General features: G+C 63.0%; 6 protein-coding genes and 2 pseudogenes. 3 read left to right on the top strand and 5 right to left on the bottom strand.

The genetic code is table 11. From position 1 onward, the window contains the following. Positions 1-34 precede the first annotated feature (34 nt). Positions 35-1,126: a xenobiotic reductase XenA gene (xenA, locus tag G1E_RS24695; protein WP_009681758.1), complete on the bottom strand. Its 1,092-nt coding sequence runs from the start codon at positions 1,124-1,126 to the stop codon at positions 35-37. A 49-nt stretch (positions 1,127-1,175) separates the two neighbouring features. On the opposite strand from xenA, the gene G1E_RS24690 reads away from it, so the two are divergent. Continuing rightward, positions 1,176-1,511, top strand: coding sequence for a helix-turn-helix transcriptional regulator (locus G1E_RS24690; protein ID WP_029886571.1), 336 nt, complete (start codon positions 1,176-1,178; stop codon positions 1,509-1,511). 90 nt (positions 1,512-1,601) lie between these two features. Here the strand turns inward: G1E_RS24690 and mqo are convergent, their stop codons facing one another. Further along, positions 1,602-3,239 (bottom strand): malate dehydrogenase (quinone), encoded by a 1,638-nt coding sequence (mqo, locus tag G1E_RS24685; protein WP_009681756.1) that lies wholly within the window; start codon positions 3,237-3,239, stop codon positions 1,602-1,604. Between the two features lie 268 nt (positions 3,240-3,507). Between mqo and G1E_RS24680 the strand changes: the two are divergent. Both G1E_RS24680 and G1E_RS24675 read left to right on the top strand, forming a co-directional pair. Next, positions 3,508-3,726: pseudogene (locus G1E_RS24680) on the top strand (iron dicitrate transport regulator FecR); the annotation flags it as partial. Between the two features lie 230 nt (positions 3,727-3,956). Continuing rightward, positions 3,957-5,964 (top strand): annotated as a pseudogene (locus tag G1E_RS24675) (TonB-dependent siderophore receptor). 91 nt (positions 5,965-6,055) lie between these two features. On the opposite strand, the gene G1E_RS24670 reads toward G1E_RS24675, so the two are convergent. From G1E_RS24670 to G1E_RS24660, 3 genes are all read right to left on the bottom strand, one after another. Then, a complete protein-coding gene (locus G1E_RS24670; RefSeq protein WP_003254720.1) occupies positions 6,056-6,247 on the bottom strand; it encodes a YhfL family protein in 192 nt (63 codons plus the stop codon). 113 nt (positions 6,248-6,360) lie between these two features. Continuing rightward, positions 6,361-7,569: a hypothetical protein gene (locus G1E_RS24665; protein WP_009681754.1), complete on the bottom strand. Its 1,209-nt coding sequence runs from the start codon at positions 7,567-7,569 to the stop codon at positions 6,361-6,363. 10 nt (positions 7,570-7,579) lie between these two features. Beyond that, the coding region (locus tag G1E_RS24660; RefSeq protein ID WP_047150201.1) for a hypothetical protein at positions 7,580-9,028 on the bottom strand (1,449 nt) is incomplete at its 5' end.

Here is a 9,028-nt window from a genome sequence, read left to right as displayed (position 1 = left end):
AGCTCGCGATGCGCCGCGCGGGCGGCGCTCGATATCAGCGATAACGCTCAAGCCAGTGCGCATAAGGCGCTGGCAAGGTCCAGGAGGCTTTTTCCACCCCCAGCTCCTTGGCCGCAAAGTAGGCCCAGTGCGGGTCGGCCAGGTGCGCGCGGCCTACCGACACCAGGTCCAGCTGGTTGGCCTGCAATGCCGCTTCGGCCAGCTGCGGGGTACCGAAACCCCACGCCGACGTCACCGGCAGCTTGGCTTCACGGCGCACACGCTCGGCAATCGGTCCCATGAACGCCGGGCCCCATGGGATGTTGGTATCAGGGATGGTAAAGCCGACACTCACGCTCAGCAGGTCCAGGCCGCCAGCCTTGAACCGCCGCGCCAACTCGATCGACTCTTCCAGGGTCTGCTCATCACGGCCGTCGTATTCCAGCACGCCAAAACGCGCCGTCAGCGGCAGGTTTTCTGGCCACACTTCACGTACTGCCGCCAGGGTTTCCAGCAGGAAGCGGCTGCGGTTGTCGAAACTGCCACCGTAGGCATCGGTACGCTTGTTGGAGTGCTCGGAGAAGAAGCTCTGCCCCAGGTAGCCGTGGGCAAAGTGCAGCTCGATCCACTCGAAGCCGGCATCGCGTGCACGGCGGGCGGCATCGACGAAGTCCTGCTTGACCCGGGCGATGTCCTCCAGGGTCATGGCACGCGGCACTTTGGGCAGGTGTGCACCAAAGGCAATGGCCGACGGGGCAATGGTTTCCCAGCCGCGGGCATCGTCGGCGGCAATATGGTCGTCACCTTCCCAGGGCCGGTTGGCGCTGGCCTTGCGCCCGGCGTGGGCGATCTGGATGCCCGGTACCGAACCTGCTGCCTTGATCGCCTGTACCACCGGTACGAACGCCTGGGCATGGGCGTCGCTCCAGATGCCGGCGCAGCCGGGGGTAATGCGCCCCTCCGGTGCCACCGCCGTGGCTTCGACCACCAGCAAGCCGGCACCGCCACGGGCCATGCCGGCCAGGTGCACATGGTGCCAGTCGTTGATCATGCCGTCCTCGGCCATGTACTGGCACATCGGCGGAATGGCGATGCGGTTGCGCAGGGTGACGTCCTTGAGGGTGTAAGGTTGGAACAACGCGGACATGGGAAACTCCCGGACTATGTGGATACGATTGTTCGATCATAATCGAACTATGGCAATAATGGAAACCCCCGGTATCATGTGCAGCATGCGAGCCTATAAACATCCCAACCCTGAAGACCTGGTGCTGGAGCGCCTGCTGTACGCCCTGAGCGACCCCGTGCGCATGGGCATCGTGCGCCAGCTGGCCGGTGTGGCCGAAGCCACGTGCGGCGAACTGGACGGCGGCCGGCCCAAGTCGAGCATGTCCCACCACTTTCGCGTCTTGCGTGATGCGGGGTTGGTGCATACCCGCAATGTGGGCACAACCCATATGAATTCGCTGCGCAGCGAAATGCTGGAGGCCCGCTTCCCGGGGTTGCTGGCGTGCATTCTGCGCCAGCAGTAATACCTGCCCTGCGCCGCAAACAGCCCCGAACAGGCAACAAAAAAGCCACGAGGTCACCCCCGTGGCTTTCGATCACAACCTGGCGGCCAATTACAGCGCCATGTCGTTCTCTGGCTTGCTTTCAACCGGTTGGCTTGGCGCAACGGTGGTACCAACGCTGGCGTCGATCACCGGTGGCTTCTCCAGTTGCAATACTTCAGCGGTGTAGTTCCACTCTTTCTGGGTGGCCGCTGCCGAATCATTGAGCTTGGTACCGTAGCTCGGAACGATCTGCTTGATCTTGGCCTGCCACTCTGGGGTAGCGACCTTCTCCTTGAACACGGTTTCCAGCACGTTGAGCATGATCGGCGCAGCGGTCGAAGCACCTGGCGAGGCGCCCAGCAGGCCCGCGATGGTGCGGTCTTCGGAGGCCACCACTTCGGTACCCAGCTTCAGCACGCCACCCTTCTCGGCATCACGCTTGATGATCTGCACGCGCTGGCCGGCCTGCCACAGTTTCCAGTCTTCCTTCTTGGCGTTCGGGAAGTAGGTGCGCAGGGCTTCGAAGCGGTCGTCGTCAGACAGCATCAGCTGGCCAGCGAGGTACTCCACCAGCGGGTACTGCTCGATACCGACCTTGGTCATCGGCCACACGTTGTGGGGGGTGGTGGTGCTCAGCAGGTCCAGGTACGAACCGTTCTTCAGGAACTTGGTGGAGAAGGTGGCGAACGGGCCAAACAGGACCACGCGCTTGCCGTCCAGCACGCGGGTGTCCAGGTGCGGTACCGACATGGGTGGCGCGCCGGTCGAAGCAATACCGTAGGCCTTGGCCATGTGCTGCATGGCCACGGTCGGGTTCTCGGTGACCAGGAACGAGCCACCCACCGGGAAACCTGCGTATTCCTTGGCTTCCGGAATGCCCGACTTCTGCAGCAGCTTCAGGGCACCACCGCCGGCACCGATGAACAGGAACTTGGCGTCGGTGGCCGACTCGGTACCGTCCTTCAGGTTCTTGTACTCGACGTGCCAGGAGCCGTCCTTGTTGCGGGTGATGTCCTGCACTTCGCTGGACAGCTTCAGGTCGAAGCCTTTCTGGGTTTGCAGGTGGCCAACGAACTGGCGGGTGATCTCGCCGAAGTTCACGTCGGTGCCGATTGGCGTCCAGGTCACGGCCAGCTTCTGGTTCGGGTCGCGGCCTTCCATCATCAGCGGGACCCACTTGGCGATCTGCGCGTGGTCCTCGGAGTACTGCATCGGGCGGAACAGCGGGCTGGCCTGCAGCGCGTCGTAACGCTTCTTCAGGAACTTGATGTTGTCATCGCCCCAGACGAAGCTCATGTGCGGGGTGGTGTTGATGAACGAATGCGGGTTCTTCAGCACGCCCTGGCGGACCTGCCACGACCAGAACTGACGGGAAATCTGGAAGGCCTCGTTGATTTCGATGGCCTTGGAGATATTGATGTTGCCGTCTTTGTCTTCCGGGGTGTAGTTCAGCTCGGCCAGCGCCGAGTGGCCGGTACCGGCGTTGTTCCAGCCGTTGGAGCTTTCTTCGGCCACGCCGTCCAGGCGCTCGACCATTTCCATCGACCAGCTTGGCTCCAGCTCGTGCAGCCACACGGCCAGGGTGGAGCTCATGATGCCGCCGCCGACCAGCAGTACGTCGACTTTCTTGGTTTCTGCGGCGTGCGCTTGCATGCAGCTTGCAGCGACAGCCAGACCCAGCAAGGTCTTGCCAGCTTTCTTGAACATTGATCAATTCCAGTCATAAGAACAGAGGGAGGGCCTGTGGCTGGCCCAAGTAAAGCGTGTTCTTCAGCGCAGGCTTGTTATTGATCATTGTTCAGCAGCTAGAGAACGAAAAAACGACCCTGCCTTTGTCGCATTGACTGACATGGCTGAATCGTTTTGCCGATTGTACTTGAAATGCCTGCACAAACAAATTGCAGCCCTTTGCGTCAAGGCGGCAGGTTGTCCCATGGCGCGCAGGCAAAACATCTTGCCGATTGCAGTTAAGTACAGACTGAACGCCGAAGGCATGCCCTTGGCGCATTTGCTGCAAACGCTCGGGCGCTATCGCCACGGGCACCTGGGCTGGCACCCGGAGGTGGCGACGTTGTCGGTGATGGGGGCGTTTCCGCTCAACGACACCGACCGGGCGCTGGAATTGCTGCAAGCGGCACTGCCGGTGCGGGTGCAGCGGCTGACGCCGTGGTGGGTCACAGCCGAGCCGGCTTGATACCTGAACACCTTTGAATCCAGCGCCTTGCATCGCGCAGGATTCTTCGCGGGCATGCCCGCTCCCACACAGACAGCGTGAACTCGAAGCCGGCGCAGTACCTGTGGGAGCGGGCGACGCGGTGTTCATCAGTTATGAAAATCAATGCCAAGCCAGTTCCCTTTTTCCAATCGCGTTCGGTTAACCCGGCATAGCCCGTCCAACTCACCTTACCGACTCCAGAGACCCGCATGCCGACGCCCTTCCAACCCATGCTTCGCCTGGCGCTTGCCGCGCCGCTTTCGCTGTGTGCCGCCGCACCGCTGATGTTGCCGGCCAACCTGGCCCAGGCCGAACAGCCCGCCGAAACCCGCTTCGATATCGCCCCCGGCTCGCTGGCCAGCGCCCTCAACCAGTTCAGCAGCCAGGCCGGCATCTACCTGGCCGGCAGCAACGAGCTGGCCGCCGGCAAGCTCAGCCAGGCCCTGCAAGGCGGCTACAGCGTGGCCCAGGGCCTGGCCCGCCTGCTACAGGGCAGCGGCTTGCAAGCGGTTGCACAAGGCAACGCCGGCTATGTGCTGCAACCGCAGGCCGAGGGCAACGCCCTGCAACTGGACGCTACCGCGATCAATGCAGCCACCCTGCTGGTCAGCAACGGCCAGAGCGACACGGGTTACCGTGCGGTCGCCAGCAGCACGGCCAGCAAGACCAGCAGCGCCCTGGCCGATACCCCACGCTCTGTCTCGGTGGTGACCCGCCAGCGCCTGGACGACCAGCAGTCACAAACCCTCACCGAAGTGCTGGGCTATGTGCCGGGCATTTTCTCGCCGCCCTTCGCCGGCGGCGATGGCCAGGCCGGCGACCTGTTCTTCATTCGCGGCTTCAACGCTACCGATTACGGTTATGGCCTGCTGCGCGACGGCCTGCGGGTACAGGGCAACCGCTACGACACCAGCAGCGAACCCTATGGCCTGGAGCGGGTGGAAGTGTTCCGCGGGCCAACTTCGATCCTGTACGGTGAAAACGCCCCCGGCGGCGTGGTCAACCTGGTCAGCAAGCAGCCCACCGCCGAGCCCCGCGGGGAAGTGCAACTGAGCTACGGCTCGCACAACCGCCGCCAGCTGGGCGTGGACATTTCCGGACCATTGACCGATGCGGGCAATGTACTGGGCCGCCTGGTGATGCTGGGCCGCAACGCCGATACCCAGGTCGACCACCAGCCCGACGACCGCCTGTACCTTGCCCCTTCGCTGACGCTGAATTTCGATGATGACAACAGCCTGACCGTGCTGGCCACCTATCAGCGCGACCGCACCCTGATGGAGCTGGGCTTCCCCGCCGCCGGTGCCCTGCTGCACAACCCCAACGGCAAGATCGACAAGGACCAGTTGTCCGGCAACCCGGACTGGGACAACTTCGAGCGGGAAACCTGGAGCCTGGGTTACGCGTTCAGCCACCGCTTCAACGACACCTGGCAGTTCCGCCAGAACTCGCGCTACCTGCAGTCGCGCATCGACCGCCAGGAAATGTGGCCAGGCAACCTGAACGACAACGGCTTCGGCAGTACCCTCGGCAACACGGCCTACGACCGCTATAACAAGTCCATCGCCTACTCGCTGGACAACCAGTTCGAAGGCCACTTCACCCCCGGCGCCTTCGACCACACCGTGCTGGCAGGGCTGAGCCTGGACCGGGTCAACAGCCAATACCGCAACAAGGCAGGCACCCTCAACGCCGCGGCCGACATGAACAGCTGGGACAGCAAGTTCACCTGGCAAACCGGCGTGATGTACCAGTTCGACAATGGCCTGTCACCGTACGCCAGCTATGCCACCGCCTTCGCCCCGACCCAGCAGACTGAAAGCAGAAGCGGCCCACTCGACCCCACCACCAGCGAGCAGTACGAACTCGGCATCAAGTACGAACCCAAAGGCTGGAACACCGCCTTTACCGCATCGGTGTTCGACCTGCGCAAAAAGGACGATGTGCTCTACGACGCGGCCGTGGGTGACTACCGTCAGATCGGCGCCAGCCGCGCCAAGGGTGTGGAGCTTGAACTGAACAGCGACCTCAGCGAGCACGGGTGACGTAACCTTGGTCGACGCCAAGGTAGGCTACGCGATAGACGACAACTGGTCGGTAGAGGTGAACGCGCGCAACCTGTTCGACAAAGAATACGTGGCCGGCTGCAATAACGCCGGGCGCTGCTACTGGGGTGAAGAGCGCACCTTGCTCGGCACCGTTTCGCTGCGCTGGTAACCCTTGCCGGGAAAACAAAAACCCCCGGCCATTTGCATGACCGGGGGCATTGGATCACGCCGCAAGGGGCGCGATCAGGGTACCGCCAAGATTACTGCTGCTGAGGCAGTTTATCGATCGGGCCGCAGCCACCGATGATCTTGGAGATGGAAACCGAAGGGTGGAACAGGTAGTCGTAGGTGCAGTTTTTCGGTTGGTTGTAAACCTGGCCAGTGCAACCCGACAGCAGGGCAACACCCGAAACGACAGCAACGGCTACAGTGGCCTTGAACAGCTTTTTCATTACTAAGTCCTTTAAATGAAACATTTGCGGCCATCGTCTGATGGCGGCGGGATGATACAGAAACTGAGCATTGGATCCAAGTCGCAGGATCTTGAATGCTCAGCCCTCCCCTATCAATCGGTTTCCAGCTGGTACGCCTTGCTCACGAACACTGCTGCGAACAGGCTCTTGCCTTCCTTGAAGGTGTAGGTTTCCTCGAACTGGCCGTCTTCGACCAGCTTCTGCCCGATGGCACATTCGGAGTCGCTGTGGTTCTTCGCCTTCGCGCCGAAATCACTGCTCCACGATGACAGCCCCACTTCCTGGCAGAATGCCGCGAACTTGGCCTTGGGAACCCGCTGCTGGTAATCGTTGAACGCCTGCTTGAGCGGCTTGAAGCCGCTGTAGCTCAAGGTGTAGTTCTCGACCTTGGCCTTGCGGGCAAAGCCGCTCACCGCCTCCGCCAGCACCGCCTGGCCGGAATACGCGCTGTAGGCGCCGATCACCATGGCACTCAGGGCGCTCTTGAGCTGGGTTTCAACATCGTCCAGCTCCGGCAGCGACTGGAACTCCGCCTTGCGCACGATCTCACCGACCTTGGAGCCGTCGTTGCGGTGGGTAACCACGAACGTCATCGAGCCTTCACCGTCGCTGGAGCGCTTGATGGTGAAGTCCAGGTCGACCGTGGTACCAAAGTCGCCGGTACTGCTGACCAGGAAGGCACCGGTCAGCGGCTGGCGCACGGCCATGTTGCCCCCCCAGTTGAAACTCGACGGGGCGGCGCGCCCGTTGGCGAGCAGCTCGGCCCGTGGCTGGATCTCGTCGCTGACATCGGCCACCAATACCACCTCGGCGCCCTTGGTGGCCACGAACGGGTTGCCCATCTGCATGCCCAGCAACTGCACATGGATACTGCCGTCCTTGCTGTCCCCGTCGTGAGCCAGCTTCAGCGCATCTGCCTTCAGGTACACGCCGGCCACATCACGGCTGGCGTTGAGCTGGTACTTGGCCCAACCGGCCAGGCCTTCCTCAGCCGAACTGCCCTGCACCGACTCCATCAGGCCTGACAGGCCGCGCATGAACTGCTGAGCCCCGTTGGTCTGTGCAGCGGCCACGCGGATCTCCGGGTCGGCCACGGTCAGGTTGCCGGAAAACGCCGAGTAGGAAATGTCGCCCTCTGACAAGACGTCTTCCAGGAAGTAGCGCTCCTTGAAGTCGTCGTAGTGAGCCATCGCAGCCTTCTTGCCCGAGCTGGAAAGCAGGGCATAGCCACCGCCAAGCACCAGCACCGCTGCGGCCACACCGCCCATCAGCAGCTGCTTCTTGTTCATCTGTTTGATCATGGTGTTTGCCTCACTGGACCATGGCGGAAGCGTTGTTCCAGTCGTTCACGTACTGTTGGGAGACCTCGGGGGTCCAGCTGAAATCGATGCCGGCGTTGGGGAATTCCTTGGCCAGTACGGCACCGAACGATACGCGGTCGGCACAGTGTTCCTGCTTGCAGGCCGCAGGCTCGCCGGCGCTGTAGGCGCGGTAGGTGGGCACCGCGCGGCCGTCGTCCAGCGGGTAGTACGGCGTGGCGTTGGCCACTTGGGTTACGTACCAGCCCTCGCCGTATTCCTCGTCCGCGACCAGGCGGCCTTTGCTCGGGAAATCGATGTTGTAGAAGTCGCCCTGCTTGCCGGTTACATGCACCATCATCGTCGCCACAGTGGCCGAGGTAGCCGGGTTCTGCTGCTCCAGTGGCGACGCGAAGCGCACCTTGATGCCGGCCATCTGCGCCAGTGCCTCGGTTTCACGCCCCTTGAACTCGCTCATGCCGTCCTGCAGCTGCTGGTAGCGCTCCAGCACACGGGTGTGCACGCGCGCCAGTTCCTGCTGGCGCTGGCGCAGCTCGCGCTGGCGTTGCTGCTCACGCTGTACCGCCCAGTTGGCACCGTCGCGCACATCGAAGAACAGGCCTTGGCGGTTGATGCCGATGCGGTTGCGGGTGATCTTCTGCGCGTCATTGCCCCAAAGGCTGTTGGTGATGGCCGAGATGTCCTTGACGATCAACAGGGTGGCCACATCGGTGGTGGACGGCGAGGCGGTCTTGACCAGGTCGAAGATCTCCAGCGCGGCCTCCTTGTACTTGGCCGGGTCCAGGGCAAATGATTCGTCCGGGGTGACCGCCACGTAGTACGGGTCGCTGCCGAACGGGCGCAATACGCCATAGCTGGAACGACTGAAGGTCAGGTACACCTTCATCTGCCGGCCGGGGATCTCACCCACCAGGAATGCGGCCTGGTCTGCGTCGGCAGTCAGGTAGGAAACCGCCTTGTCCTTCACTGCGGCCTCCAGGCGCTTGGTGAAGATCAGGCCACTGGGGTGGGCATAGACCTTGTCCCAGTTATCGCCGCGATAGGTACCCACCGCTTTCCAGCTGATTCTGTCGAAGCTGCCTTGGCCAAAGCCGGAGGCCGGGCACGGCATGGCCGGGGTGGTACCGAACGACAGGGTGTCGCCTGCGCCGATGATCGACTTGCTCAGCACCCATTTGCAGCCGGCGCCGTCGGTTACCTGCATCAGGTTGGGGTTTGCCAGGACCACCGGGCGGCCAAAGTCCGAGCTGGGGGCTGCGGCCACTGCTGGGGCTGGGGCCGCCGCGGGTGGTGCAGCAGGGGCTTGGGCGGGCGCAGCAGGCGCTGGTTCTGCCGCTACGGCGGGCGCCGGTGCCGGTTGTGCCGGCGCGGGGGCGGGTTCGGCGGCTGCCGGGGCCGCTGCCGTGGCAGGGGGCGGGGGCGGGGGGGGGGGCGGCGCCGC

This window comes from Pseudomonas sp. TJI-51, assembly GCF_000190455.2.
GTDB classification, from domain to species: Bacteria; Pseudomonadota; Gammaproteobacteria; order Pseudomonadales; family Pseudomonadaceae; genus Aquipseudomonas; species Aquipseudomonas juntendi.
Note: the sequence above shows the minus strand (reverse complement) of the source record. Positions and strands in the feature narration are given on the sequence as shown.